The 24898-nt window shown below is 70.8% G+C and carries 19 protein-coding genes; 10 read left to right on the top strand and 9 right to left on the bottom strand.

What is annotated here, in order from left to right:
- The first annotated feature begins 390 nt into the window (after positions 1-390).
- Positions 391-684, top strand: a complete 294-nt coding sequence (locus NYZ98_RS34185; RefSeq protein ID WP_262848028.1) for a subtilase-type protease inhibitor — start codon at positions 391-393, stop codon at positions 682-684.
- A 475-nt stretch (positions 685-1159) separates the two neighbouring features.
- Here the strand turns inward: NYZ98_RS34185 and sppA are convergent, their stop codons facing one another.
- The 9 genes from sppA to NYZ98_RS34140 form a co-directional block, all read right to left on the bottom strand.
- The gene (gene sppA, locus NYZ98_RS34180; protein WP_262848024.1) at positions 1160-2851 is read right to left on the bottom strand and encodes a signal peptide peptidase SppA; all 1692 of its coding nucleotides are present in this window, start codon (positions 2849-2851) and stop codon (positions 1160-1162) included.
- Between the two features lie 10 nt (positions 2852-2861).
- On the bottom strand, positions 2862-5264 hold the full coding sequence (gene glgB, locus NYZ98_RS34175) for a 1,4-alpha-glucan branching protein GlgB (protein WP_262848019.1): 2403 nt from the start codon (positions 5262-5264) through the stop codon (positions 2862-2864).
- Between the two features lie 160 nt (positions 5265-5424).
- On the bottom strand, positions 5425-6030 hold the full coding sequence (locus NYZ98_RS34170; RefSeq protein WP_262848017.1) for a hypothetical protein: 606 nt from the start codon (positions 6028-6030) through the stop codon (positions 5425-5427).
- Positions 6031-6123: 93 nt separating this feature from the next.
- A complete protein-coding gene (locus NYZ98_RS34165; protein ID WP_262848015.1) occupies positions 6124-6489 on the bottom strand; it encodes a hypothetical protein in 366 nt (121 codons plus the stop codon).
- A 5-nt stretch (positions 6490-6494) separates the two neighbouring features.
- Positions 6495-6800, bottom strand: a complete 306-nt coding sequence (locus NYZ98_RS34160) for a YbaB/EbfC family nucleoid-associated protein (protein ID WP_262848013.1) — start codon at positions 6798-6800, stop codon at positions 6495-6497.
- A 67-nt stretch (positions 6801-6867) separates the two neighbouring features.
- Positions 6868-7404 (bottom strand): hypothetical protein, encoded by a 537-nt coding sequence (locus tag NYZ98_RS34155; RefSeq protein WP_262848011.1) that lies wholly within the window; start codon positions 7402-7404, stop codon positions 6868-6870.
- A gap of 74 nt (positions 7405-7478) precedes the next feature.
- Positions 7479-8909: a maltokinase N-terminal cap-like domain-containing protein gene (locus NYZ98_RS34150; protein WP_262848009.1), complete on the bottom strand. Its 1431-nt coding sequence runs from the start codon at positions 8907-8909 to the stop codon at positions 7479-7481.
- Positions 8906-10618: a maltose alpha-D-glucosyltransferase gene (gene treS / locus NYZ98_RS34145; RefSeq protein WP_262848007.1), complete on the bottom strand. Its 1713-nt coding sequence runs from the start codon at positions 10616-10618 to the stop codon at positions 8906-8908. Before treS ends, NYZ98_RS34150 begins: the two co-directional genes overlap by 4 nt.
- Before the next feature lie 53 nt (positions 10619-10671).
- The gene (locus NYZ98_RS34140; RefSeq protein WP_262848005.1) at positions 10672-12699 is read right to left on the bottom strand and encodes an alpha-1,4-glucan--maltose-1-phosphate maltosyltransferase; all 2028 of its coding nucleotides are present in this window, start codon (positions 12697-12699) and stop codon (positions 10672-10674) included.
- Between the two features lie 436 nt (positions 12700-13135).
- Here NYZ98_RS34140 and glgP point away from each other — a divergent pair, with 436 nt between their 5' ends.
- From glgP to NYZ98_RS34095, 9 genes are all read left to right on the top strand, one after another.
- Positions 13136-15739, top strand: a complete 2604-nt coding sequence (gene glgP / locus NYZ98_RS34135) for an alpha-glucan family phosphorylase (protein ID WP_262848003.1) — start codon at positions 13136-13138, stop codon at positions 15737-15739.
- 148 nt (positions 15740-15887) lie between these two features.
- Positions 15888-18032, top strand: a complete 2145-nt coding sequence (locus NYZ98_RS34130; protein ID WP_262848001.1) for an amylo-alpha-1,6-glucosidase — start codon at positions 15888-15890, stop codon at positions 18030-18032.
- A gap of 59 nt (positions 18033-18091) precedes the next feature.
- On the top strand, positions 18092-19195 hold the full coding sequence (locus NYZ98_RS34125; RefSeq protein WP_262847999.1) for a glycosyltransferase family 4 protein: 1104 nt from the start codon (positions 18092-18094) through the stop codon (positions 19193-19195).
- Between the two features lie 68 nt (positions 19196-19263).
- The gene (locus NYZ98_RS34120) at positions 19264-20037 is read left to right on the top strand and encodes an enoyl-CoA hydratase/isomerase family protein (protein WP_262847996.1); all 774 of its coding nucleotides are present in this window, start codon (positions 19264-19266) and stop codon (positions 20035-20037) included.
- Positions 20038-20248: 211 nt separating this feature from the next.
- On the top strand, positions 20249-20605 hold the full coding sequence (locus NYZ98_RS34115) for a hypothetical protein (protein ID WP_262847994.1): 357 nt from the start codon (positions 20249-20251) through the stop codon (positions 20603-20605).
- A complete protein-coding gene (locus NYZ98_RS34110) occupies positions 20602-21840 on the top strand; it encodes a DUF6395 domain-containing protein (protein ID WP_262847992.1) in 1239 nt (412 codons plus the stop codon). Before NYZ98_RS34115 ends, NYZ98_RS34110 begins: the two co-directional genes overlap by 4 nt.
- Entirely contained in the window at positions 21837-22679 is an 843-nt protein-coding gene (locus tag NYZ98_RS34105) for a M55 family metallopeptidase (protein WP_262847990.1), read from the top strand. Before NYZ98_RS34110 ends, NYZ98_RS34105 begins: the two co-directional genes overlap by 4 nt.
- A gap of 4 nt (positions 22680-22683) precedes the next feature.
- Positions 22684-24336, top strand: coding sequence for a flavin monoamine oxidase family protein (locus NYZ98_RS34100; RefSeq protein WP_262847988.1), 1653 nt, complete (start codon positions 22684-22686; stop codon positions 24334-24336).
- A gap of 3 nt (positions 24337-24339) precedes the next feature.
- Positions 24340-24864, top strand: a complete 525-nt coding sequence (locus NYZ98_RS34095) for a YbaK/EbsC family protein (protein WP_262847985.1) — start codon at positions 24340-24342, stop codon at positions 24862-24864.
- Positions 24865-24898 lie beyond the last annotated feature (34 nt).

Below are 24898 nucleotides of genomic sequence, written 5' to 3'. Positions count from 1 at the left end.
ACAGGGTCGGGGACGGTCCGGCGCCGATCGCCACGGGGCTGCGGTACTTCGCCAGTTCCAGCCGGCCCTCAATGGGCGGGGACGGTTGGGCGGGGTGATGGTGATGGTGTGGGAAGCCAACAGGATCGGGAGCAGGACCTTTACTGTGTCGGGGGCGTGAGGGGCGAGTCAGTTGATCACCTGAGGGCAGGCTGGGTGCTGCGGCCGTGTCGATCGGGGGTAATGATGAAGTGTGTCGCCAAAGTTCTGGTGGGGTGTGGAGTGCTGTGCTGGGTGACCGGCGTGGCGGGTCCGTCTGCCGCGTGGGCGGGATCGGGTGATGACCCACCACATGAAGGCGTGGCTTTGCCTGTCAGGGCGACGGTGCCGGACCCTGTTAAGGGACTGGTGATGACGATCAGTGAGGGGCCGACGGTCTGGCCGGTCTCCCGGGTCGTCCTGTTGCTCTGCTCGCCCACCGGAGGCACCCATCCGAAGACACCGGCAGCGTGTCAGGCTCTGACGGTCGTCAACGGGGACGTGAAGAAGCTCACGGGAAAGCTGGGTGGGGTCTGCCCCACCAACTACATGCCCGTGACGGTGTCGTCGAGCGGCACGTGGAACGGGATCCCTGTTTCGTCGTCCCAGACCTACAGCAACGATTGTGTGAAAGACAGCGTGTTGGGGGTAATCGGGGATTTCTGATGTCTGGGACCTTGACCAGGACGGAATCCGCCATGCGAGGACGAAGCCGGTAGGTCTTCGGAATCCTGCCCGGGCTGGAGGCGAGGACCCTACCTGGGCATGCCTAAGGGCGAACGGGGTGGGGGCCCGGCCTGAGGGCGAATGGGTTCGGGGGTCGGCAGGGCCGCTAGGCCTTTGGGAAGACTGCCCGAGCCGAAGGCGAGGACCTTTCTGAGCCGGGCGCCGTTTCAGGCTGGCTTGGCGCCGTAGAGGGCGCCGGTTTCGCCGTACCCCGTCTCGCCGCGTCGGCGCCGAGGGAGAAGCGTCGCGATGGCGAAGCAGGCCGGCCCCCGAACAGGTTCGGGGGCCGGCCTGAGGTGAACGGGCCGGCCCGAGGTGAACGTGGCCGGGCCGAGGCGAAGGGTTGGGGCGGATGGGGTTGGGGTGGTAGGTCTTGGAAAACTGCCCGAGCCGAAGGCGAGGACCTTGGGCCTGGTTAGTGGATGGTCCAGTGGCCGGGGAGGATGAGGGGGCCCTGGGCGGGGAGGCCCAGTTCGGCGGCGAGGTGGGTGAGGGGGCCCCAGGCTTCCAGGCGGACCTGGCCGAGCGCGGCGGCCCGGTCGTCGCTGGACTCCGGCGGGCGGAGCCGTTCCAGCGGGTGCATGCGGGGATAGGACCGCACCGGGGCGTCCTTGGGAAGGTTGACCCGGCTCCTGGCCAGGGCGACCGCGTCCTCCAGGCCGCCGAGCTCGTCGACCAGGCCCCCGCTGAACGCGTCGGCGCCCGTCCACACCCGGCCGCGCGCGAGCTCGTGGGCGCGGTCGCGGTCGAGGCCCCGGCCCTGGGCGACCTTGCCCACGAAGTCATCGTAGATGCGGTCGAGCCAGGCGTTCACCCGCTCCCACTGCGGCTCGGAGTAGGCCCGCGTGGGGGAGAACATCCCTGAGTTGGCGCCGATGTCGACCGACTCGGAGTTGACGCCGATGCGGCTGAGCAGCCCGGCGGCCGAGGGCTTGCCGCCGAAGACGCCGATCGACCCGGTCAGCGTGCCGGGCTGGGCGACGATCACGTCCGCGGCCATGGAGACGAAGTAGCCGCCCGACGCGGCGAGGTCGCCCATCGAGATGATCACCGGCTTGCCGGCCTTGCGGGCGAGCACCACCTCGCGCCAGATGGCGTCGGAGGCGACGTACGACCCACCGGGGCTGTCCACGCGGAACACGATCGCCTTGACGTTGTCGTCCCGCCGGGCGGCCCGGAACGCCGCGCAGATCGTGTCGGACCCCATGGCGCCCCCGCCGCCGAGAGGGCTGCGCCCGCTGCGGCCGAGGCGGATCATGCCGTTGCCGTGGATGAGCGCGATGACCTTCTCGCCCGGGTGCGGCAGTTTCTTCGCGATGGCGCCCTTGGCGTACCGCGAGACGAACAGCAGCAGGTCGCCTTCCTCGCGGATCTCGTCGTACACCTCGTCGCGGTAGGCGAGCCGGTCGACGAGCCCCGCTTCGAGCGCCTCCGCGCCGATGAACGGCCCCTGGTCGATCAGTTCGCGCACCCGCTCGGGAGCCAGCCCGCGCCCTTCGGCGACACCGGCCACGACCTGCTCGATGACGGACTCGGCGATGCGGACGGCCGACTCGCGGTGGGCGTCGGTCATGTGGTCCTGGGTGAAGGTGTTGGCCGCGGTCTTGTACTCGTGCCGCTGGGCGATCTGGTAGTCGACGCCGATCTTCCCGAGCGCGTTCTTCAGGAAGCGCTGTTCCAGGGAGATGCCGGTGAGGCCGACGTCGCCCGACGGCTGGAGGTAGACCTTCTCGAAGGCGCTGGCCAGGTAGTACGGAATGGTTCCCGCGCCGAACTCGCCGAACGTCTCGCCGTAGGCGACCGTCAGCTTGCCCGCGGCCCGGAGCTGGACGACGGCCGTCCGCAGCTCCTGGACCATGGCCAGGCCGAGCGGCCGGCCGCCGATCTTGACGACGAGGCCCTTGACCCTCGGGTCCCTGCGCGCCCGGCGCAGCCCTTCCAGCACGTCGGCGAGCCGGGTCTTGCGCATGGACAGCAGGGCGGCGAGCGGGTCGGACGGCGGCCCTTCCGCGAGCCCCTCCGTCAGATCGAGCTCCAGGAGCAGAGGGGCCGTACGCCGCTGCCGGAACCGGTCGACCGAATCGATGATCGTTTTCGTCGGGTCCATAGCCGACACCCTAGGCGACGTTCTCCTCCGTGACGCGCCCGGTCGGCCCGGCGATCGCGGTCTCTTCCGGCTCACCGGCCACCAGCGCGCCACCGGTCACCGGTGCTCCGTTCTCGTCGGGTACGAGCGTCCCGGTCTCGGCGGGCGCCGGTGCCCCGGTCTCATCGGGCACCGACGCCCCGCTCTCGGCGGGCGCGGGCGGGGCGTCCATGGGGGTGATCGTCGCCTCGGTGGCGTCCAGGGCGGAGGTCTCGGGTTGCGGGGTCCCGGCGAAGCGGAGCCACAGCGCGCCGAGGGGCGGGATCGTGAGGCGGGCGGAGTACGGGAGCCCGTGCCAGGGCTCGGCGACCGCCTCCACCGAGCCGAGGTTGCCCACCCCGCTGCCGTGGTAGTTGTACGCGTCGGTGTTGATCACCTCGTCCCAGCGGCCCTGCGCGGGCAGCCCGATGGCGTAGTTCTCGTGCGCCTGCCCCGAGAAGTTCGCCACGCAGGCCACCATCGAGCCGTCGTCGCCGTGCCGGAGGAACGAGAAGACGTTCCCGGGCGCGTCGTCGGCGTCGATCCACTGGAAGCCCCGGGGGGAGTGGTCCTGGGAGTACATCGCGGGCGTCTCGGCGTACACGCGGTTGATGTCGCGGACGAGCTGCTGCAGGCCCTGGTGCGGCTCGAAGTCCAGCACCCACCAGTCGAGCCCGCGTTCCTCCGACCACTCGGACCCCTGGCCGAACTCGCCGCCCATGAACAGCAGCTTCTTGCCGGGGTGCGCCCACATGAACGCGAAGAGCGTGCGCAGGTTGGCGAAGCGCTGCCATTCGTCGCCGGGCATCTTGCCGAGCAGTGACCCCTTGCCGTGCACCACCTCGTCGTGCGAGAGCGGCAGCACGAAGTTCTCCGAGTACGCGTACATCAGCGAGAACGTCATCTGGTGGTGGTGGTACTGCCGGAACACCGGCTCGTGGTGGAGGTAGGCCAGGGTGTCGTGCATCCAGCCCATGTTCCACTTGAAGCCGAAGCCGAGCCCGCCGAGGTGCACGGGCTGGGAGACGCCGGGCCACGCGGTCGACTCCTCGGCGATCGTGACGATGCCGGGGGCCTCGCGGTAGGCGACGGCGTTCATCTCCTTGAGCAGCGCGACGGCGTCGAGATTCTCACGGCCGCCGTAGATGTTGGGCGTCCACTCGCCCTCGCGGCGGGAGTAGTCGAGGTAGAGCATGGAGGCGACCGCGTCCACGCGCAGGCCGTCGATGTGGAACTCCTTGAGCCAGTAGACGGCGTTGGCGACCAGGAAGTTGCGCACCTCGCGGCGGCCGAAGTCGAAGATGTACGTGCCCCATTCGGGGTGCTCGCCGCGCCGGGGGTCGGCGTGCTCGTACAGCGGGGTGCCGTCGAAGCGGGCCAGCGCCCATTCGTCCATGGGGAAGTGCGCGGGCACCCAGTCGAGCAGGACGCCGATGCCGGCGTCGTGCAGCCGGTCCACGAGGTGGCGGAACTGGTCGGGGGTGCCGAAGCGCGAGGTGGGGGCGTAGTAGGAGGTCACCTGGTAGCCCCAGGAGCCGCCGAACGGGTGCTCGGCGACCGGCAGGAACTCCACGTGTGTGAAGCCCATGTCCCGCACGTAGTCCACGAGCTGGACCGCCAGCTCCTCGTAGCTCAGGCCGGGCCGCCACGAGCCGAGGTGCACCTCGTAGGCGGCCATCGGCGACCTCATCGGGTCACGCGCGGCCCGCCGCCGCAGCCACTCCTCGTCCTGCCAGGCGTAGTCGGAGGTGTCGACGATGGAGGCGGTGCCCGGCGCCCGCTCGGCCCGCCGCGCCATCGGGTCGGCCTTGGACCGCCAGACGGCGTCGGCGCCGAGGATCGAGAACTTGTAGTGCTCGCCCTCCCCGATGCCCGGGACGAACAGCTCCCACACGCCGGACCGGCCGAGGGAGCGCATCGGGTGCGCGGCGCCGTTCCAGTGGTTGAAGCCGCCCTCCACGCGGACGCCGAGCGCGTTCGGCGCCCAGACGGCGAACGCCGTGCCGTCCTCGTCGTCCTGGCGCATGACCCGGGCGCCGAGGACCTCCCAGAGGCGTTCGTGGCGGCCCTCACCGATGAGGTGCAGGTCGATCTCGCCCAGGGTGGGCCAGTGGCGGTACGGGTCGCTCGTCTCGTACGGCTCGGCGCCCGCGTAGGTGACCCGCACACGGTACGCGGGGATCTTGTCGATCCCTGGCAGCGTGATGGTGAAGATGCCGTACGCCTCGTGGGGCATCTCGTGGGTGCCGGTGTCCAGCACCAGTTCGACCTTCTCGGCCAGCGGCTTGAGCGCCCGCACGGTCAGCCCGTCGCGGGTGAGGTGCGCGCCCAGGACCGAGTGGGGATCGTGGTGCGCGCCGCCGGCCAGCCGGTTCAGGTCCGTGTCCGCGTTCATCAGATCGCTCACCGCTCCTCGGCACCGTCATTGCTCTACTGAACTAAACCCTGCCCCAGATGACGGCGCCAACCCATGATGTTGCCCGGATCACACCAAGATGGCGTATTTCACCGGCACGGCGCCCGTCTGGAGGCTCCGCGGGGCCGTGTCGCGCGCTCTACAGGGACTTCGTGATCTTGTCCGTGTCGATCTTGACCTGGGCCGCCGTCTGGCCCAGCACCTGCTGTGACTCGCCGATCGCCCGGCTGATGTATCCGAGCTCCTGGTGGACGTGGTCCGAGAGTTCGGCGAGGTACGCGCGGACCGAGTCGATCTTCTCGTTGTTCTGCTTCTCCGCCTTCTCCCCGAAGTCGGAGAAGGGCACCCACGCCCAGGTGTACCGGTCGAGGAAGTCGTGCAGCTCCTTCAGCGACTCCAGGGCGACCTTCTTCTCGCTCAGCAGGAGCACGCCGGCGTACGACAGCATGCCCGCGATGCGCAGGCAGGCGTTGGAGCTCGTCTTGGCGTGCGCCACCGCCCGGAAGTCCCAGAAGTCGGCGAAGGCGTCGATGAACGCGCCCTCGTTCTTCTCCTCCGCCGTGGTGATCTGCGACTCGGGGAGCTCGTGGACGTCGGTGCACCCCTTGGCGAACGACAGCCACTTCTCGGCGTACAGGCCGAACATGGACTCGTTGCAGTCAGGCCACTTGAACGCGACCTTCCTCGCGGTGTCGTAGAGCTCCTCGGGCAGGGTGAGCGGCAGTTCGTACTTGTAGTCCGACACGAGATCGTGACCTCTTCACGTCGTCAGGTGGTGCTGGTGTGCCCGCCGGTCACCGGGCGGAGCGGAGGCTGGTGCGTGTCACGCGGCTGCGCGTCACTTCGGTACGCGGAAGACCCCGAAGATGTCGATCTTTATGTCGTCATTGGCCTTCTGGATTCTCGTCACGATCGTCCGCAGGCCGCGGGCCGTCTCGTACCTCATGCTGTTGAGCCGGTGATCGAGGTCCAGGCCGTCCCGCATCGCCGCGGTGAACACCTTGGAGATGTCCTCGGTGATGGCGTGGTCGAAGAGCTCGGGCATTTCGGGGGTGAAGCCGTCCTTGAAATCGTCGGAGCGGACCTTGGACCAGGCGTCGGCGTAGACGCTTCCCGAGCCCATGCCGTCGATCAGCCCGCGCTCGTCGCCGCCGCGTTCGATGGCCCGCGCGGCCCCCTCAAGTGAGGCCGGATCAACGATCATCCGAATCAGCTCCCCAGTCGCCGGTTGATGTCGTCGATGATGCGCCGGTAGCCGTCCATCTGGCGCATGTAACCGGTGTGCATCTCGTCCAAGTGCTTCTCCAGGTCGTACCCGGAGGTCTCGTGGTCCTCGGCGAGCCGGTCGAACAGTTGCCGGCGGGCGGCCCGCATCGCGTCGCGCAGGTGCTCGGCGAGGACGCCGGAGGGCATGCGCATCACGCGAGGATCGAGCTCGATGTCATCCGCCGTCGCATCGAGGCTGACCGTGACCCGCACCATGCCGTCGGCGGCCGTGCCTTGGCCCAAGATCATGGCGGCAATATACGCCCGATGCCCATGGGGCGCCAGGGTAAGGAGGAAGCTCACTCTCGGTGCCGGGTCACCACGTCAGCGTGCGAACGTTCCGGGCGGACAGGTCGACCACGATGCGCCCGACGTCGATCGGGGACCGGTCGGGGAGCCAGATGAACAGTTGCAGGCACCGGTGGGCCTGGCAGCCGTGCCGCCGGAAGATCAGGCTGCGCACCCGCAGCAGGCCGGGGGACGAAAGCGACCTGCCGGTCACCCGCGCGTAGGCGTCCCGCACCCAACGGCCGAGCCACGGCTCGGCGAGCACCAGCGCGGTCGCGTACGCCTCCTCCTCGGGCGAGGGCGGCGGCTGCTCGCGCGGGTCCCATCCGGGGTCGGCGGCGAGGTCGGCCGGAGGAGGCGGCACCCGGAACCCACCGGACGGCACGCGGGATCCGCCGGTCGGCACGCGCGTCGCGTCGGCGGGCGTCCCGGCGCGGGCCGCCAGGCGTTCCGGCTCCGGGGCTTCCCGGCCAGGCCCCGCCGGGGCCGCCACCAGCCAGACGCCCAGGATCACGGCAACAGTGCACGCGCCCGCGAGCGCGACCACGAGCCGCCACCGCCGCATCGACCCACCGTCCTCACGCTACGTCCGCGCTCAGATACGGATCGTACCCAAGCGCGGCCGAACGCGGAACAGGCCTACCGGTCGTCGAGGGTGAAGGCCGCCAGGGGGATGGGGAGCCAGGTGGGACGGTTGCGCGCCTCGTAGATCACTTCGTAGGCGGCCTTGCTGAGCTCCAGCGCCCGCAGCAGCACGGCGTCGTCGCCGCGGATGTGCCCGCCGCCCGCCGAGTACCCCTCGATGAAGGCCGCGCGGTTGCGGCCGGCCCACTCGGCCGCCCTCGGTTCCAGGGACTTGGCGTCCGGATGGTCGGACAGCAGGTGGCGTGCCGCGTAGTCGAAGGATCTGAGCATCCCGGCCACGTCCCTGACCGGCGTGTCCAGGGCGCGGCGCTCGCTGAGCGGCTGGCCGGGCTCGCCCTCGAAGTCCAGGACGATCCACTCGCTGAAGGTGCGCATGACCTGGCCGAGGTGGTAGTCGCCGTGGACCCGCTGGACGGTGATCGGCCGGTCGACGTCGGCCAGCCGGTCGAACGCCTCGTGGGCCGCCTCGGCGTGGCCGGCCAGTTCCGGCACCTCCTCGATGGCCGCCTCCAGCCGGCGCCGGAACCCCTCGGCCATCCGCTTGATGTCGGGCGGTTCCACCGTGCCGGTGGGGAAGGCCGTGGCGAGCTGCTGGTGGAGGTGGGCGGTGGCCATGCCGAGGCGGTGGGACTCCGAGGCGAAGTCGCCCCCGACGTCGGCGGCGGCGGTGCCCTGCGGCGACCCGTACAGGTCGCGGACGCTGGTGAGCGCGAGGGCCCAGCCGTCGCTGGCGGTGGGCAGGAACTCCTGGGCGAACGCGAGCGTGGTGTTCTCCCCGGCGACGTCGGCCTCGATCCACCCGTACGGCCGGGCGATGTTGGGGGAGCCGCGTTCGGCGAGCGCCGACACGACCTCCAGCTCGGGGTTCACCCCGGGGACCAGCTTGCGGAACATCTTGCAGATGTAGGCGTCGCCGAACACCAGGGAGGTGTTGGACTGCTCGCCGCCGAGCACGAGGCTCCTCGGCGAGGTGTCGATCTCGGCGCCCGGCATGTGGCGGAAGCGCAGGCCGCCGAGGTCGGCGCCGTCGGCGATGGACGAGAGCAGGATGCCGGTGACCTCGGCGTCGTGGACGGCGTCGTAGGCGAACCCGTCCTCGGTCTCGCCGATCGCGACGTGCCTCAGCCGCTGGGGCAGCCGGGGGCGGAAGCCCACCAGGAGCTGGTAGCGGTCGGTCTGGGACTCCTGCCGCACGGTGATGACGAGGTGGCGAACGGACACGTCGTCCGAGGCGGGCGGCCTCACCGTGTCGTCCGTGGTCCTGGAGGAACCCGCCACATCGCTGTGGAGGGATTCTGCAGGACCACGAAGGGGTAGCGGGGTGCCGGCCTCGATGGCCAGCTCGGCTATCGCGCGGCCCTTGCCGGCGAACCACCGCTGATGGGTGATCCAGCCGGCAAGCAGCTCTTCGAGAGTATGTCTCACGTCTCCTCGGTTGCTGCGCTCGTGGGTGGAAGGGTGAACCAGTAGAACCCATGCCCAGGAAGCGTCAAAAGATACGGAAGTTCCCCAATTGGGGGAAATGGCACTCCACCTGTGCACTCCACGGGCGTGACGTCCTCGAACCTCCGCAGGTCCAGCTCGACGGGCTGGGGGAAGCGGGACAGGTTGTTGACGCACAGGACCCGGTCGTCGCCGAGCTCGCGGACGAAGGCGAGCACGCTGGGGTTGGAGGAGTTCAGCTCGGTGAACTCGCCCAGCCCGAAGACGTGGTGCCGCTTCCGGATCTCGATCATCTTCTTGGTGAAGTGCAGCAGCGATCCCGGGTTCTTCTGCTGCGCCTCGACGTTGAGCGCCTGGTACCCGTAGATCGGGTCCATGATCACCGGCAGGTAGAGGCGTCCGGGGTCGCAGTCGGAGAAGCCCGCGTTGCGGTCGGGGGTCCACTGCATCGGCGTGCGTACGCCGTCGCGGTCGCCCAGCCAGATGTTGTCGCCCATGCCGATCTCGTCGCCGTAGTAGATCACCGGGCTTCCCGGCAGGCTCATGAGCAGGGCGGTGAACAGCTCGATCTGGTTGCGGTCGTTCTCCAGCAGCGGGGCCAGGCGGCGGCGGATGCCGACGTTGGCCCGCATCCGCGGGTCCTTGGCGTACTCGGTGTACATGTAGTCGCGCTCTTCGTCGGTGACCATTTCGAGCGTGAGCTCGTCGTGGTTGCGCAGGAAGATGCCCCACTGGCAGTTCTCGGGGATCTTCGGCGTCTGGGCCATGATCTCCGAGATCGGGTAGCGGGTCTCACGGCGCACGGCCATGAAGATGCGCGGCATCAGCGGGAAGTGGAACGCCATATGGCACTCGTCACCCCCGGTGACCGGGTCGCCGAAGTACTCCACGACGTCGGCGGGCCACTGGTTGGCCTCGGCGAGCAGGACGCGGTCGGGGTAGAGGCGGTCGACCTCCTTCCTGACCCGCTTCAGGTAGGCGTGCGTCTGCGGGAGGTTCTCGCAGTTGGTGCCCTCCTGCTCGAACAGGTAGGGGATGGCGTCCATCCGGAACCCGTCGATGCCGAGGTCGAGCCAGAAGCGCAGCACCTCCAGCATGGCCTCCTGGACGGCCGGGTTCTCGTAGTTGAGGTCCGGCTGGTGGTGGAAGAACCGGTGCCAGTAGTACTGCCCCCGTACCGAGTCGTAGGTCCAGTTCGACGTCTCGGTGTCGATGAAGATGATCCGGGCGTCGCTGTACTCCTCGGCGGTGTCGGACCAGACGTAGAAGTCGCCGAACGGCCCTGTCGGGTCGTGCCGGGACGCCTGGAACCACGGATGCTGGTCACTGGTGTGGTTCATGACCAGGTCCGCGATGACGCGCATGCCGCGCTTGTGTGCCTCGTCGACGAGCTTGATGAAGTCCCCGAGATCCCCAAAATCCGGGAGAATCTTCATAAAGTCGGAAATGTCGTATCCGCCGTCTTTGAGGGGTGACTCATAGAGTGGCAGAAGCCACAGGACGTCGACGCCGAGCCACTGGAGATAATCCAGCTTGTTGATGAGACCGCGGATGTCTCCGGTGCCGTCCCCATTGGAATCCGCGAATCCTCGGATGAGGACCTCGTAGAAAACAGCGCGCTTGTACCAGTGCGGATCGCGCGGCTTATCGTGATTGAAGGTGTTCGGGACGGGCTGAGGCGTCAAGCTCACCTGTGGACTCCCCGCTGTGCTGATGCTCGCTGTTCCGCCGTCGCCGCCAATGCCTACGGCTGGCCGGCCGGAACCGCTCGCAGTGTGAGGACGTGTGCTGGATTGATGTGCGGATCTAGGCGTACGTAGTTGGCCTGCCGCCAGTGGAACGAATCGCCCGAGAGCTCATCGTCCACGACGAATTCGGCGCCCCAGTCGAGACCGAGGCCGGGCATGTCCAGCCGGACCGTCGACTCGTGGGTGTTGTGTGGATCGAGATTGACGACGACCAGAACCACGTCGCCTAGGCCGTGCCGTCGTGTGGACGGGTCGTAGGCGCCGGGCAGCCGCTTGGAGAAGCAGAGCATGTCCGGGTGGTCGACGCTGTGGAAACGTAGGTTACGCAGTTCCTGTACCGCAGGGTGTGCTCTTCGGAACAAATTGAGGAGGGTGATGAAAGGCGCCAGGCTCCGGCCGTCGCGTTCCGCGGCGGCCCAGTCGCGAGGCCTGAGCTCGAATTTCTCGCTGTGGAGATATTCCTCGCTGCCCGGTCGCACGGAGGTGTTCTCCGCGAGCTCGTAACCCGCGTAGACCCCCCATGTGGGTGACGCCAGCGCCGCCAGGACCGCGCGTATCTTGAACGCCGGAATGCCGCCGTTCTGCAGATACTCGTGAAGGATGTCCGGAGTGTTGACGAAGAAATTGGGTCGCACGTAGTGCCCGGTCTCGTGGGAGAGCTCGCTCAGGTAGCCCTCGAGATCGGCCTTGGAGGTCTTCCAGGTGAAGTACGTGTACGACTGGTCGAAGCCGACCTTGGCCAGGCCGCGGAGCATCGGCGGCCGGGTGAACGCCTCCGACAGGAACAGCACGTCCGGGTCGGTGGCGTGGATGTCGGCCAGCAGCTTCTCCCAGAACGCCACGGGCTTGGTGTGCGGGTTGTCCACCCGGAAGATGCGGACGCCGTGCGCCATCCAGTGCCGGACGACCCGCCTGACCTCGGCGTAGATCCCCTTCGGGTCCCGGTCGAAGTTCAGGGGGTAGATGTCCTGGTACTTCTTCGGGGGGTTCTCGGCGTAGGCGATCGAGCCGTCGGCCCGGATCGAGAACCACTCCGGGTGGTCCTTGACCCACGGGTGGTCGGGGGAGCACTGCAGGGCCAGGTCGAGGGCGATCTCCAGGCCGAGCTCGCGGGCCTTGTGGACGAAGGCGTCGAAGTCCTCGAAGGTCCCGAGGTCGGGGTGGATCGCGTCGTGCCCGCCGTCCTCGGAGCCGATGGCCCAGGGGGAACCGGGGTCGTACGGCTCGGGGTGCAGGGTGTTGTTGCGGCCCTTGCGGAACGTCTCGCCGATCGGGTGGATCGGGGGCAGGTAGACGACGTCGAAGCCCATGCCGGCGACCGCCGGCAACCGCTCGGCCGCAGTCTTGAAATTTCCGGACTTGGGGATGGTGTCGGCCTCGACGACCGCGCCCTCGGACCGGGGGAAGAACTCATACCAGGACCCGAACAGCGCCCGCCGCCGGTCGACCCGCAGCCGGAAGCGCGGGCCCCGCGTCACCAGGTCGCGCAGCGGGTGCACGGCCAGCGTCGCGGCCACGTCCGGAAGCTGGGCCACGGCCAGCCGCGCCCGGGGGTCGATGTCCTCGTCCCGCAGCCGCTCGGCCACCTCCTGCAGCGCGGCGCGGTGCCCGCAGCCCTCGCAGCCCGCCGGGCGCACCGCCCGCGCGGCGCGCTCGAAGACGCGCGCGCCCTCCTCGCACATGAGGTCGGTGTCGATGCCGCGCGGGATCTTGATCCCCGCGTCGTGCAGCCAGGTGCCGACGGGGTCGCTCCAGGCCTCGACACGGAAGTGCCAGGTGCCCTCGGCGGGCAGCGTGACCTCAAGTGACCACCGGTCGGTGCCGGGGGTCGTCTCGCTCATGAGAGCCAGCCTCCGGCGCTTGCCCGCCGGGTCGGTCAGCACCACCCCGGCGGCCACCGCGTCGTGTCCCTCGCGGAACACCGTGGCGCCGATCTCGAAGGTCTCACCCGCCACTGCCTTCGCGGGCCATCGCCCACACTCGACAACAGGGGAAATGTCCTGTATTGGGATTCGTCCGATCATCGCGTCTCAAGGTAGCGGCGACGCACCGGGCGCCGCCGGGAATTGTGAGGGCAAGAAGTGATCTTTGCTTCCAAGTAGGTTCCCGGCCGTATGCCGGTCTATGGGCGGGCGCGTAGCTTTCACCCCCAGGAGTGACGGTCGTCGGCCCCGGGGGTCCTGAGGTGGGTCGATGTGGCTCTTACATGGGACTGCCCCCATAGTCCCTCTTCAAGCATGCTTGAGGGAAGTTAGGGGTACACCAGGACGCTTTTGTCCGTGACAGTAGCCGTACGAGGGGGGCGCCGTACATGATCAAGTGAAGATCACAGTGCTGAGTCCGCTTCCGTGAGGTTTGAGCGGGTTTGGGAGTGGTGAGAGCGAAACGCATAAGATCTGGAAGGCGCACAAGAGTGTTTCGGTCGCGCGTCGTGGCGCTGAGTAACTAGGGTCTGGCCCCGTGAGAGCAATCCGTAGGTTCACCGTCCGTACCGTCCTTCCCGTGGAGCTGGCTCCCCTGGGCGAGCTCGTGCAAAATTTGCGCTGGTCATGGCACCCGGAGACCATGGATCTGTTCGCCGAGGTGGATCCCGACACCTGGCAGCGGGTAGGTCACGACCCGGTCGCGTTGCTCGGGGCCGTCGAGGCCGACCGGCTCGCCGAACTGGCCCGTGACCGCAGGTTCCTGCGCAGGCTGGCCGACGCCGCGGATGATCTGCGCGAGTACATGACCGCCCCGCGCTGGTACCAGACGCTCCCCGAGGCGCCGGCCGCCATCGGCTACTTCTCGCCCGAGTACGGCATCGCCGCCGCCCTCCCGCAGTACTCCGGGGGCCTCGGCATCCTCGCGGGCGACCACCTGAAGGCCGCCAGCGACCTCGCCGTGCCGATCCTGGCCGTGGGCCTGCTCTACCGGCACGGCTACTTCAGCCAGTCCCTGTCGGCCGAGGGCTGGCAGCAGGAGCACTACCCGAGCCTCGACCCCGGCGGCCTGCCCCTGAGCCACCTCAAGGAGGAGGACGGCACGCCCGCGCGCGTCGCCATCCCGCTCCCGGGCGGGCGCACGCTGCACGCGCAGATCTGGGTGGCCCAGGTGGGCCGGGTCCCGCTGCTGCTGCTCGACTCCGACGTCGCCGAGAACGACAACGCCGCCCGTGACGTCACCGACCGCCTGTACGGCGGCGGCACCGACCACCGGCTCATGCAGGAGCTGCTGCTCGGCATCGGCGGGGTGCGGGCGCTGCGCGCGTACTGCCGGATCACCGGCCATCCCGAGCCCGAGGTCTTCCACACCAACGAGGGCCACGCCGGCTTCCTCGGCCTGGAGCGCATCCGTGAGCTCACCGAGCACCGGCTGTCCTTCGACGAGGCGATCGAGGCGGTCAGGGCCGGCACGGTCTTCACCACCCACACCCCGGTGCCCGCCGGCATCGACCGGTTCCCCGCCGAGATGATCGAACGGCAGTTCGGCGGCGAGAACGCCTGGCCCACCGTCCCCGTGGAGCGCATCCTCGCGCTCGGCGCCGAGCCGGGCTCGCCCGAGGCCGGCTCCGGCGCGGCGGTCTTCAACATGGCCGTCATGGGCATGCGCCTGGCCCAGCGGGTCAACGGCGTCTCGGAGCTGCACGGCGAGGTCAGCCGCGGCATGTTCCAGGGCCTGTGGCCGGGGTTCGACCTGGACGACGTCCCGATCGGGTCCATCACCAACGGCGTGCACGCGCCCACGTGGGTCGCGCGCGAGGTGATGGAGCTCGCCGGGCAGGAGCTCCCCACGCTGATCGAGAGGGCCCAGGGCTGGGAGAGCGTCCAGAAGCTCTCCGACGAGGACATCTGGTCCATCCGAGGGAAACTGCGCGGCCGGCTCGTGGACGCGGCCCGTGACCGGCTCAGGGCCTCCTGGCGGGCCCGTGGGGCCTCGACGGCGGAGCTGGGCTGGATCGACGAGGCCCTCGACCCCGACGCGCTGACGATCGGCTTCGCGCGGCGGGTCCCGTCCTACAAGCGGCTCACGCTCATGCTGAAGGACCCCGCCCGGCTCAAGGAGCTGCTGCTCGACCCGGACAAGCCCGTCCAGATCGTGATCGCGGGCAAGGCCCACCCCGCCGACGAGGGCGGCAAGCGGCTGATCCAGCAGATCGTCAAGTTCGCCGACGGCGAGGACGTGCGCCACCGCATCGTCTTCCTGCCCGACTACGACATGAACCTCGGGCAGCTCCTGGTCCAGGGCTGCGACGTGTGGATGAACAACCCGCTGCGCCCCCTTGAGGCGTGCGGCACCTCCGGCATGAAGGCCGCGCTCAACGGCGGGCTCAACCTGTCCATCAGGGACGGCTGGTGGGACGAGTGGTACGACGGGAACAACGGCTGGGCCGTCCCGACGGCCGACGGCGTCGAGGACCCCGACCGCCGTGACGACATCGAGGCGGCGGCGCTGTACGACCTGATCGAGCGCGAGGTCGCCGACCGGTTCTACGACCGCGCGGACGGCACGCATCCCCGCCGCTGGCTCGACATGGTCAAGCACACGCTCAGCTCGCTCGGCCCGAAGGTCCTGGCCGGGCGCATGCTGCGCGACTACGTGGTCGACCTGTACACCCCGGCGGCCGGGTCGGCGCGCGAACTGTCCAAGGACGACCACGGCAGGGCGCGCGAGTTCGCGGCGTGGAAGCTGCGGCTCACCCGCGCGTGGCCGGGCGTCAGGGTCGAGCACATCGAGGCGTCGGGCATCGGGGACACCCCCGAGCTGGGCGCGGCGATGGAGATCCGCGCGACGGTCGCGCTCGGCGAGCTGTCGCCCGAGGACGTGAGCGTCCAGGCCGCGTACGGCAAGGTGGGGGTGCACGACGAGCTGATCGGCCCGTCCTACGTCCTGCTCTCGGCCGACACGACGGGCGACGACGGCAAGGCGGCCTACACCGGCGTCGTGCCGCTCGACCGCACCGGCGCGTTCGGGTACACCGTCCGCGCGGTGCCCGATCACCCGCTCATGTCCTCGCCGGCCGAGCTCGGGCTGATCGCCGTCCCCGAGGAGCCGGCGGGGATGACCAACGGCACCCTCCGCTAGACGGGGCCGGAGGTCACTACCACCCCTCAATAGCGACATAACTCCTAAAACGGTCAAACTAGCGCTCGGATGTCGAGTGCATCGGCCGTGACTGGGCAGGGCTGACGGAGCCAACGCGATTTCGTCCGCGAAGGAGCGATGATCCGTCATGGACGGCTGGACGTTCGAAGGACAGCCTGGGGCTCTGGGGGACACCACGACCACCCTGGTCGAGGGGGGATCGTTCTGCGTGTGCGAGCAGAACGGCGACATCCTGCCGGGCGGGGCGCAAGGCGTGTACTACGCCGACACCCGCCTGGTGTCCCGCTGGGAGCTGCGCGTCGACGACGCGCCGCTGGAGAGCCTCAAGGTGGTGCCGGGAGAGCCGTACCACGCCGCCTTCCTCGCCCGGATCCCGCCGCGCCCGGGCAGGGCCGACAGCACGATGCTGGTGATCAGGGACCGGTACGTCGGCGGCGGCCTGCGCGAGGACGTGACCCTGCGCAACCTCGCCGACGAGGCCGCGGGATGCGTGGTCACCCTCCTGGTGGCCTCGGACGTGGCCGACCTGTTCGAGGTCAAGGCGCACCGCATCCAGCACGTCGCCGACATCGAGACCTTCGTGGACCGCACCGGCATGAAGTTCGTCTCGGCCAGCCGGTCCCGGGGCGCCCGGGTGATCGCGGAGGCCGGTGAGTCGGAGGCCGTCGTGGTCGCCGGGCTGATGACCTTCACCACCGTCGTGCCCGCGCGAGGCGAGTGGCGGGTGACCTTCCAGGTCAACCCCATCCTGGACGGCACGGAGGCCCCCGCCTGGTTCTCGGCCACCCACCCCCTGGAGCACGCCCCGCCCGCCATGCGCCTGGCCGACTGGGTGCGCAGCAGCCCCACGATCAGCACCACCAACACCGCGCTGGCGCAGGCGCTCCGCCGGTCGAGGAGCGACCTCGGCAGCCTGCGGCTGTTCGAGCGGGACCGGCCAGAGGACCTGCCCTCGATCGCCGCGGGCGCCCCTTGGTTCATGACCCTGTTCGGCAGGGACTCCCTGCTGACGTCCTGGATGGCGCTCCCCATCGACCAGACCCTCGCCCTCGGCACGCTGCGCCGCCTGGCCGAGCTGCAGGGCACCAAGGTCAACCTGCTCACCGAGGAGGAGCCCGGCAAGATCCTGCACGAGCTCCGGTACGGCGTGGACCCCGGGGCGCCGATCTGCGACGGCGGCCGGCCGTACTACGGGTCGGTCGACTCCACCCCGCTGTTCGTCATGCTCCTCGGGGAGCTGCGCCGCTGGGGCCTGCACGGCGACGACGTGGGGCGGCTGCTGCCGCACGCCGACGCGGCGCTCGGCTGGATCGAGGACCACGGCATGCGGGACGGCTTCCTGTGGTACCGCAGGAAGACCGACAGGGGCCTGGTCAACCAGGGATGGAAGGACTCCTTCGACGGCGTCAACCACGCCGACGGCTCGCTGGCCCGGGCCCCCATCGCCCTGGCGGAGGCGCAGGGCTACGTCTACGCCGCCTATGAGGCGCGCGCCAGCCTGGCCCACGAGGCCGGGGACGCCGCGACCGAGGAGCGCTGCCTGGAACGGGCGGCCGACCTGCGTGATGCGTTCAACGAGCGGTTCTGGATGCCCGAGCGGGGCTACTACGCCATGGGCCTGGACGGCGAGGGGCGGCTGATCGACTCGCTCGCCTCCAACATGGGCCACTGCCTGTGGACGGGCATCGTGGACGAGGACAAGGCGCCGTCCGTCGCCGCGCACCTGATCTCGCCGGAGATGTTCAGCGGCTACGGCGTGCGCACCCTCGCCACGACCATGGGCGCCTACAACCCGATGAGCTACCACAACGGGTCGGTGTGGCCGCACGACAACGCGATCGTCGTCGCCGGGCTGATGCGCTACGGCTTCGTCGAGGAGGCCCAGCGGATCGCCGAGGGGCTGCTGGACGCCGCGCACGCCTGCGCCGGGCGGCTGCCCGAGCTGTTCTGCGGCTTCCCGAGGGACGAGTTCCCGACGCCGATCCCCTACCCCACCTCGTGCGCCCCCCAGGCGTGGGCCGCCGCCGCGCCCATCCACCTCGTGCGGTCGCTGCTGCGCTTCGACCCGTGCCTGCAGTACGGCAAGGTGTGGGTGGCGCCGGCGCTGCCGAAGGGCTTCGGCCTGCTCCAGGTGTCCAACCTGCCCCTGGGCGCGTCCAGGCTCACGCTGAAGGTCCAGGAGGGCGACGACCGCGCCACGGTGACCGGCCTCCCGCCGGAGGTCCGGCTGATCGAGGGCCCCTGCCCCCCGACCGCCCCCGCCGCGAGCTGATTTCGCGGGGATCTGGATGGGTATGAGCAGTTCGGGGCTCCGGGGGAGGTGTGTGCGGCATGGCCGTTTCCATCGGTCTCACCGGGCGCCGGCGCCCGCCGAGGGACGCGCGCGAGCCCGGGCGCCTGCGCATAGCGATGGTCGCGCCCCCGTGGTCGGAGGTGCCGCCGCGCGGCTACGGCGGCATCGAGGCGATGCTCTCCGACCTCGTCGGCGGGCTGCACCGCCTGGGACACGAGATCACCCTCATCGGCGCGGGCCGTACCTCGACCAAGGTCCCTTTCCTGCGCACCTACCGGCGGGCGCCCTGCGAGCGCATCGGCGAGACCATGCCCGAGGTGCTGCACGCGGCGATGGCGTCCCGGCTGCTGTCCGGGCTGGAGGCCGACCTCGTCCACGACCACACGCTCGCGGGCCCGCTCACCGCGCACGCCAGGTCCACCCCGACCCTGGTGACGTGCCACGGGCCGGCCGTCGGCGAGCTGGGGGAGTACTACCGGGTGCTGGGCGACCGCGTGTCCCTGGTGGCGATCTCGCTGGCCCAGCGGACCTTCGCCCCCGACCTCAACTGGGTCGGGCAGGTGTACAACGCCGTGGACACCCGGACGTTCCCGTTCACCGAGCGCAAGGAGGACTGGGTCCTGTGGATCGGCAGGTTCGCCGCCGACAAGGGCGCCCACCTGGCCATCGACGCCGCGCGGGCGGCCGGGCGGCGCATCGTGCTGGCGGGCAAGCTCGTGGAGCCGGCCGAGCACGCCTACTTCGACGAGCACGTCCGGCCGAGGCTCGGCCCGGACGCCAGGTACGAGGGTGAGGCCGACCTGGTGCGCAAGCGCCGGCTCATGGCGGCGGCACGCTGCCTGCTGTTCCCCATCACCTGGCAGGAGCCCTTCGGCATGGTGATGATCGAGGCCATGGCCTGCGGGACGCCCGTGGTCGCACTCGGGCTCGGCGCCGTCCCCGAGGTGGTCGTCGACGGGGTCACCGGCTTCGTCCGCGACCACCCCCACGAGCTGCCCGCCGCCGTCGAGGCGGCCGGCGGCCTGCGCCCGGCCGACATCCGCGCGCACGTCGAGCGCGACTTCGACGTCACCTCCATGGCGGCGGGGTACGAGCGCGTGTACCGCGACGTCCTCGCGCGGGCCGGGGCGCCGGTCCGGTGATCGCGGGCGCCCGTATCGTGGGGATGCCGCGCCCCGGGACGGGGCGCCGTGCCTATGAGGAGGGCGTCATGACGGAACTCGTACATGTGGAGACGACCGGCGCGGTCGCGACGATCCGGCTGGACCGGCCCAAGATGAACGCCCTCAACGGCCAGATGCAGGAGGAGCTCGGCGCCCGCGCCCGCGAGGTGGACGCCGACCCGGCCGTGCGCGCCGTGGTGGTCTACGGGGGCGAGCGGGTGTTCGCCGCCGGGGTGGACATCAAGGAGATGGCGGACATGACCTACGCGGACATGTCGGCGCACTCGGCCGGGCTGCAGGAGTGCTTCACCGCCGTGGCCAGGATCGGCAAGCCGGTCGTCGCCGCGATCACCGGGTACGCCCTCGGCGGCGGCTGCGAGCTGGCCCTGTGCGCGGACTTCCGGATCACCGGGGAGGGCGCCAAGCTCGGCCAGCCCGAGATCTCGCTGGGCATCATCCCTGGCGCCGGCGGGACCCAGCGCCTGCCGCGCCTGATCGGCCCCTCCCGGGCCAAGGACCTGATCTACACCGGCCGGCACGTGGACGCCGCCGAGGCGCTGGCCATCGGCCTGGTGGACAAGGTCGTCCCCGACACCGACGTGTACACCGAGGCCGTCGCCCTGGCCGAGCGGTTCGCGGGCGGCCCGGCCGTCGCGCTGCGCGCCGCCAAGCTGGCCGTCGACCACGGCCTGGAGGTCGACCTGGCCACCGGCCTGGAGATCGAGCGGCTGCACTTCTCGGGCCTGTTCGCCACCGACGACGCCCGCGCGGGGCTGCGCGCGTTCACCGCCAAGGAGAAGCCCGAGTTCACCGGCCGCTGACCCCCGGCGGGATCCGGCGCCGACCCCTCGGCGGTGGTCCGCGGTGTTCGGGCGCTGACCCTCTGACGGTGGCAGGCGGGCATTCGGTCGCTGACCAGTGCGGACGCCGGTCCGGCCCGGATGACGGCCGGGATTCCCCTCTGCGAAATGTGACTTAACGGTATTGGCGGGAGTTCGGAGAGATCATGTTTTCCCGCTAAGGTGACCCGTCATGGCGCGGTTTGTAATGCGCGTTCTGGCACCCCTGCGGCTCCGGCGTGCCGTCCTCTCCCGGTTCGACGCCCGCTATGTCACGCGGGCCGACCACCGGCAGGACGTCCGGGACTCGTTGTGGGAGGTCCAGGCGCTCAAGAGGGAGGTCGCGGCGCTGAGGCGCGAGGTCGACCAGCTCCGCCAGCGGGTCGCGGGCGCCGGTGGCGGCTCCCCGAGCCCCGCACTGGCGGCCAGGGTCGAGGACGCGCACCGGCTCGCCACCGAGACGGCCGCGGCGATGGACCACCTGCTCCAGGCCGAGGTCCTGCTCTGGCAGGCGATCGACGCCGTCCGCGAGCCCGGCCCCTCCTCATGAGGGTGACCTGGACCGCCGACGGCGACGTGTGGCGGCTGCGGCTGCGCCTGGACCCCGGCGAGGGCGTGGTCGGCACGGTCACCGACGGGCAGGAGGTGGAGCTCGCCACCGACACCTGCCACGTGCGGCTGCCGCGCCCCGCCGCCCCCGACGGCGCCCCGGTCCATCCCGACTTGCTCGCCCTGGCCGCCTGGACCGTCGTCGCGCCATGGACCACCCGCGCGGTCCTCTTCGACCGCCCGATCTCCGCCGAACTGGCCGCCGCCCTGCACGACGGGTGGGGCGTGGAGGCCGGGCCGGTGGGCGGCGACCCCAGGTCGGGCACCCGGCTGGCGATCTCCTACAGCGGCGGCGCCGACTCCGCCGCCGTGGCCGCGATGCTCCCCGACGCACCCCTGCTCCACTTCCGCCGGGTCAGCCACCCCCGCGTGCCGAACCGGTGGACGCACTACCGCTCCGACGTCCTGGCCGGCCTGGCCGCGAAGACCGGCAGGGACGTGACCCCCGTCGAGTCGGACCTGGAGTTCCTGCTGCGCCGCCCGCGCCCCGGCTATCCCGAGCACCACGCCGTCATGGCCGGCGCCGTCCTGCTGGCCGACGCCATGGACCTCGGCGGGCTGGCGCTCGGGTACGAGATCGGCTCGCGCTGGCTGGGCGGCGGCCGGTACGTCCACCGGTACACGCCCGACAACCCCATGTGGTCGCCCCACGGGCGGTGGGGCCGGCTGTTCGCGGCGGCCGGGCTGCCGCTCGTCCTGCCCGCCGGCGGCATCAGCGAGGCGATGACGATGCGCGTCGCGCTCGGCTCGGAGCTGCGCGACCAGGTCCGCTGGTGCCTGCGCGGCGACGGCGCCGGCCCGTGCGGCCGGTGCGGCAAGTGCCTGTACAAGGAGCTCATCCAGGCCGCCGTCGAGCGCCGCCCCATGCGCACGGCGATCACCGCCGACCGGCCGGTGGCCCGCAAGTGGCAGCAGCCTCCGCCCTACGGAGGTCAGGAGATGATCGAGTACGGCTGCGCGCACGTGCCCGGGATCGAGGACACGCCCTTCGCCAGTGCAGCGAAGTACCTCCAGGCCACGCGGGAGTCCACGCGGTGGCTGGAGCGGTGCTACCCTCCGGCCGTCGAGGAGATCCCCGGACCGTGGCGCGCGGGCATCGAGAAGATCATGGCCGACGAGTTCGGCTTCATGGGACCGGAGGACGTCGAGCGGGTGGAGAGCTGGGGGCGCCGATGAGGGTCTACGCGTCGGTCGACATGGAGGGCGTGACCGGGCTCACCGACCCCTCGGAGATGCACGCCGGGGGGCGCGGCTACGAGCGCGGCTGTGAGCTGATGACCGCGGACGCCAACGCCGTGGTCGCCGGGGCCTTCGAGGGCGGCGCGACGGCCGTGGTGGTCAACGACGCGCACGGGTCGACCAAGAACCTCCGCGTCGACCTGCTCGACGCGCGCGCCTCGCTCATCCGGGGCCCGGGCAAGCCGATGCGCATGGCGCAGGGGCTGGACGCCGGGTTCCAGGCCGCCTGCTTCGCCGGCTACCACGCGCGGGCCGGCGTCCAGCACGGGGTGCTCAACCACACGTGGATGGGCAAGGAGATCCACAACGTCTACCTCAACGGCGAGGTCTGCGGGGAGACGCGGCTGGTGGCCGGGTTCGCCGGGTTCCTCGGGGTGCCGGTCGCGCTGGTGACCGGCGACGAGGCGGTCTGCGAGGAGGCGCGCGAGCTGCTCGGCGACGTCGAGACCGTCGCGGTCAAGAAGGGCATCGACCGGTTCGCCGCCGAGCTGCTGCCGCCCAGCGTCGCCCAGGCGCTCATCCGCGAGGCCACCGCGCGGGCGCTGAACCGGCTGAGCGACTTCCGCCCGTACGAGGTCGCCCCGCCGTTCACGCTCGGCGTCGAGTGGAACTCCACGGCCATCGCCGCGGGCTGCGCGCTCATCCCCGGCACCCGGCAGGCGGGCCCTCGGCACACCGAGTTCACCACCGACGACTTCCGGGACATCATGGGCCTGCTCGGGATCTTCGCGATGATCGCCGGCCAGGTGGCCTGCGGCAGCGGCGTGTACGGCTGAGCGCGTGGAACGAGAGGGATCGACTCCGCGCGCGGAGGGGCTGACGCGCCGGGCGCTGCTCGCGGGCATCGGCGCGGCCGGCGGCGCGGGCGCCATGTACGCCGCGATGGGCGTGCTCGGGCTGGCCCCCACCGAGGGGACCGCCGCCGTCGGCGCCACCGGCGGCACGCGGGCCCCGGCGCCGTACGTCCCGCCCCAGCCGTCGGACTTCTCGCTGCGCGGGGGACGTGCCGCGACCGTGCTCGTGCTCGGCGCGGGCGTGGCCGGGCTGGCGTCGGCGTACGAGCTGGGCAAGGCGGGGTACCACTGCACGGTCATCGAGGCGCGCGACCGGGTGGGCGGGCGCAGCATGACCCTGCGCGGCGGCGACTCGGTCACCGAACTGCCCGCCCGCGCCGGGGCGGGCGAGCCCGGCCCGGCCGCCGCGGGCGCGGTCCAGCGGGTGACCTTCGGGGACGGCACGTACTTCAATTCAGGCCCGGCCCGCATCGCGCAGTGGATGGTCACCCTGGACTACTGCCGCGAGCTGGGCGTCCCGCTGGAGGTGTTCGTCAACAACAACGCCAGCGCGTACGTCTTCACCGCGGGCATGAAGGCGCCCGTGCGCGCCCGCACGGCCCGCGCCGACGCCTACGGGTACATCTCCGAGCTGCTGGCCAAGGCCACCGACGAGGGGGCGCTGGACGCCCGCCTGGACGACGGCGACCGCGAGCGCCTGCTGGACTTCCTGTCGAGCTTCGGGGAGATCGGCGCGTCCTACGAGTACTCCGGCGGCGACCGGCGAGGCTACCGGGTCGACCCCGGCGTCGGGCCCGGCACCGCGCTCGGGCCGCCGCCCGCGCTCTCCGACGTGCTCGGCGAGGGACTCGGCCGGATGCTGACCATGGACGCGGGCTACGACCAGGCGATGCCGATGTTCCAGCCCGTCGGCGGGATGGACTCCATCGTCCGGGCGCTCGCGCGCGAGGTCGGCGCGGCCAACATCAGGACCGGCACCCGGGTGACGGGGATCATGAACCGGCCCGGCGGGGTGGAGGTCTCGGTCGAGGGCGGCGCCCCGCTGACGGCGGACTACTGCGTCGCGGCCCTGCCCCCGCACCTGCTGGCCCGGATCCCCGGCAACCTCGGCGCGGGCGTCCAGGCCGCCCTGGGCACGCCCGTCCCGCTGTCGGCGGGCAAGCTCGGCCTTGAGTACGGCCGGCGCTGGTGGGAGATCGAGGACCGCGTGTACGGCGGGGCCACCGAGACCGACCTGGACCTCGGCCACATCTGGTACCCCTCCTACGGCTTCCACACCGATCGCGGTTTGATCGTCGGCTACTACAACACCGGCGCGGACGCCGAGACCTACGCCGCGCTGCCCCACGGGGACCGCCTGCGCAGGGCCCTGGCCCAGGGCGGCATGGTGCACGGCCGCAAGTACGGCGCGAACCTGCTGGCGAGCGCCTCGGTGGCCTGGACGCGGCAGCCGCACATCGAGGGCGCCTGGGTGCGGTGGCCGTCGATGAACGGGTTCTCGCTGCTGCAACGGCCGGCCGGGCGCGTCTACTTCGCGGGTGACTGGCTCACCCATCTGATCGCCTGGCAGGCCGGCGCCTTCGAGTCCGCCCGTAAGGTGGTGACCGAACTGCACCACCGCGTACTGAAGGAGGGGTGACCCATGAAGCTGGGCACGCTCGAATGGGTGCCCGCCGGGGAACGGCCCGGCCTGCTCGCCGTCCCGGTGGCCCGCGCGATCGCGGACATGACCGAGGAGATCGCGGTGGCGCCGATCGACCCGGCGCTGGCCGACACCGCCGCGTTCTGCGAGCGGTACGGCGTGGGGCTGGAGGAGTCGGCCAACTGCGTGATCGTGGCGGCCAAGCGCGGCGGCGAGACCCGCTACGCGGCCGTCATGGTGCTCGCCACGACGCGGGCCGACCTCAACGGGGTGATCCGCAGGCACCTGGACGCCCGCAAGACGTCCTTCGCCCCGCAGGCGGACGCCGTCGAGATGACGGGCATGGAGTTCGGCGGCATCACCCCGATCGGCCTGCCCGACGGGTGGCCGGTGCTGGTGGACGCGGCGGTCGCGCGGCAGCCGTACGTCGTCATCGGGAGCGGAATCAGGGGCTCCAAGTTGGCGCTGGCCGGCGAGAGCCTGTCCCGTCTGAGGGCCGCTGAAGTGCTGTCTCTCGCGCAGTGAGCCGTCCGCACTCTAAGACTTTCCGGATATGGGA

The sequence above is a fragment of the Sphaerisporangium corydalis genome, from assembly GCF_025506355.1.
GTDB classification, from domain to species: Bacteria; Actinomycetota; Actinomycetes; order Streptosporangiales; family Streptosporangiaceae; genus Sphaerisporangium; species Sphaerisporangium corydalis.
The sequence above is the reverse complement of the archived record's forward strand: the minus strand, read 5'-3'. Positions and strand labels throughout refer to the sequence as shown.

Coding starts and splice junctions, on each gene's coding strand:
- NYZ98_RS34185 (WP_262848028.1), top strand. CDS start 391: ATGACGATCAGTGAGGGGCCGACGGTCTGGCCGGTCTCCCGGGTCGTC.
- sppA (WP_262848024.1), bottom strand. CDS start 2,851: ATGGACCCGACGAAAACGATCATCGATTCGGTCGACCGGTTCCGGCAG.
- glgB (WP_262848019.1), bottom strand. CDS start 5,264: ATGAACGCGGACACGGACCTGAACCGGCTGGCCGGCGGCGCGCACCAC.
- NYZ98_RS34165 (WP_262848015.1), bottom strand. CDS start 6,489: ATGATCGTTGATCCGGCCTCACTTGAGGGGGCCGCGCGGGCCATCGAA.
- NYZ98_RS34160 (WP_262848013.1), bottom strand. CDS start 6,800: ATGATCTTGGGCCAAGGCACGGCCGCCGACGGCATGGTGCGGGTCACG.
- NYZ98_RS34155 (WP_262848011.1), bottom strand. CDS start 7,404: ATGCGGCGGTGGCGGCTCGTGGTCGCGCTCGCGGGCGCGTGCACTGTT.
- NYZ98_RS34140 (WP_262848005.1), bottom strand. CDS start 12,699: ATGATCGGACGAATCCCAATACAGGACATTTCCCCTGTTGTCGAGTGT.
- NYZ98_RS34130 (WP_262848001.1), top strand. CDS start 15,888: ATGGACGGCTGGACGTTCGAAGGACAGCCTGGGGCTCTGGGGGACACC.
- NYZ98_RS34125 (WP_262847999.1), top strand. CDS start 18,092: ATGGCCGTTTCCATCGGTCTCACCGGGCGCCGGCGCCCGCCGAGGGAC.
- NYZ98_RS34120 (WP_262847996.1), top strand. CDS start 19,264: ATGACGGAACTCGTACATGTGGAGACGACCGGCGCGGTCGCGACGATC.
- NYZ98_RS34115 (WP_262847994.1), top strand. CDS start 20,249: ATGGCGCGGTTTGTAATGCGCGTTCTGGCACCCCTGCGGCTCCGGCGT.
- NYZ98_RS34110 (WP_262847992.1), top strand. CDS start 20,602: ATGAGGGTGACCTGGACCGCCGACGGCGACGTGTGGCGGCTGCGGCTG.
- NYZ98_RS34105 (WP_262847990.1), top strand. CDS start 21,837: ATGAGGGTCTACGCGTCGGTCGACATGGAGGGCGTGACCGGGCTCACC.
- NYZ98_RS34095 (WP_262847985.1), top strand. CDS start 24,340: ATGAAGCTGGGCACGCTCGAATGGGTGCCCGCCGGGGAACGGCCCGGC.